General features: G+C 50.5%; 2 tRNA genes and 2 rRNA genes. All 4 read right to left on the minus strand.

The window, feature by feature from the left end:
* A 23S ribosomal RNA gene (locus ACTQY1_RS11190) occupies positions 1-488 on the minus strand; the annotation flags it as partial.
* A gap of 291 nt (positions 489-779) precedes the next feature.
* Positions 780-855: transfer RNA gene (locus ACTQY1_RS11195), tRNA-Ala, on the minus strand.
* Positions 856-1,023: 168 nt separating this feature from the next.
* Positions 1,024-1,100 (minus strand) — tRNA-Ile (locus tag ACTQY1_RS11200).
* Positions 1,101-1,203: 103 nt separating this feature from the next.
* A 16S ribosomal RNA gene (locus ACTQY1_RS11205) occupies positions 1,204-1,296 on the minus strand; the annotation flags it as partial.

Here is a 1,296-nt window from a genome sequence, read left to right on the forward strand (position 1 = left end):
CCCTCACGGTACTATGCGCTATCGGTCACTAAGAAGTGTTTAGCCTTGGAGGGTGGTCCCCCCGACTTCCCGCAAAATTCCTCGTGCTTCGCGGTACTCTGGATACTGGCCCCCTTGCTCTGCCTTTCGCCTACCCGGCTCTCACGGTCTGTGGCTCACCTTTCCAGGTGATTCGGCTAGGCCTGACTCGGTTTATGCCAGTCCGTAACCCCAGGGAGCCGAAGCTCTCTGGTTTAGGCTCTGCCCTCTTCGCTCGCCGCTACTGTGGGCATCTCGTTTGATTTCTCTTCCTCCGGCTACTTAGATGTTTCAGTTCACCGGGTTCCCCTCCCGAAGGATACCATCCCATAACGGATGGTGGGTTTTCCCATTCGGACATCTACGGATCAAAGCCTGCTTGCGGCTCCCCGTAGCTTTTCGCAGCTTACCACGTCCTTCATCGGCTCTTAGTGCCAAGGCATTCACCGTATGCCCTTAGTAGCTTGACTTAAAATTGCTTCGATAAATTGTCTGCTCCTTTGTCGCTCGTCGTTCGCTATCCTCAACATACTGGAGTATTGTCTCCGGTGGCTCTCTTCCTCGCTTCGCGGATCAGAGCAATTTCTCTTCGCAATTTTCCGGATCCTTATGGATCCCGGTTCTCATTACTAAGGAACTTACGTTCCCTGGTATTTCTCGTTACTCGTTTCTAAATTCGCATTTAGATCAGAGGTGCTTATCTGATCATCACATCAGATAAGACTTTGTTTGTCTCTTCTATGAAGTTTTCAAGGTTCATGTGGTGGAGACGAGGAGAATCGAACTCCTGACCCCCTGCTTGCAAGGCAGGTGCTCTCCCAGCTGAGCTACGCCCCCATGAGTACATTTCTTTTTCTTTCAGCCAGCTCTGCGTCATTCGTCGTCCGGCTCCTCGACGTACACAAGTACAGTCTGCGGTGCCTTCCTCCTCATTCCTTGATCTGACAGAAATAAAAAGAAACATTCATGAATTTTACAATCGACAACCCAATTCAATTCAAAAATTGGTGGGCCTAAGAGGACTCGGACCTCTGACCTCACGCTTATCAGGCGTGCGCTCTAACCAGCTGAGCTATAGGCCCATGGATTGCCTGAGGGTAAAACCCTCAAAACCAAATATTGTTTTGACAGATGTGCGTCGACGAGAATAGAAGCGAATCCTTGGATTCCTTCGGTTCTCCATAGAAAGGAGGTGATCCAGCCGCTCGTTCTCGAACGGCTACCTTGTTACGACTTCACCCCAATCATCGGCCCCACCTTAGACAGCTGACTCCTAAA

This window comes from Acidaminococcus sp. HCP3S3_G9_1, from assembly GCF_052122455.1.
Taxonomy (GTDB): Bacteria; Bacillota; Negativicutes; order Acidaminococcales; family Acidaminococcaceae; genus Acidaminococcus.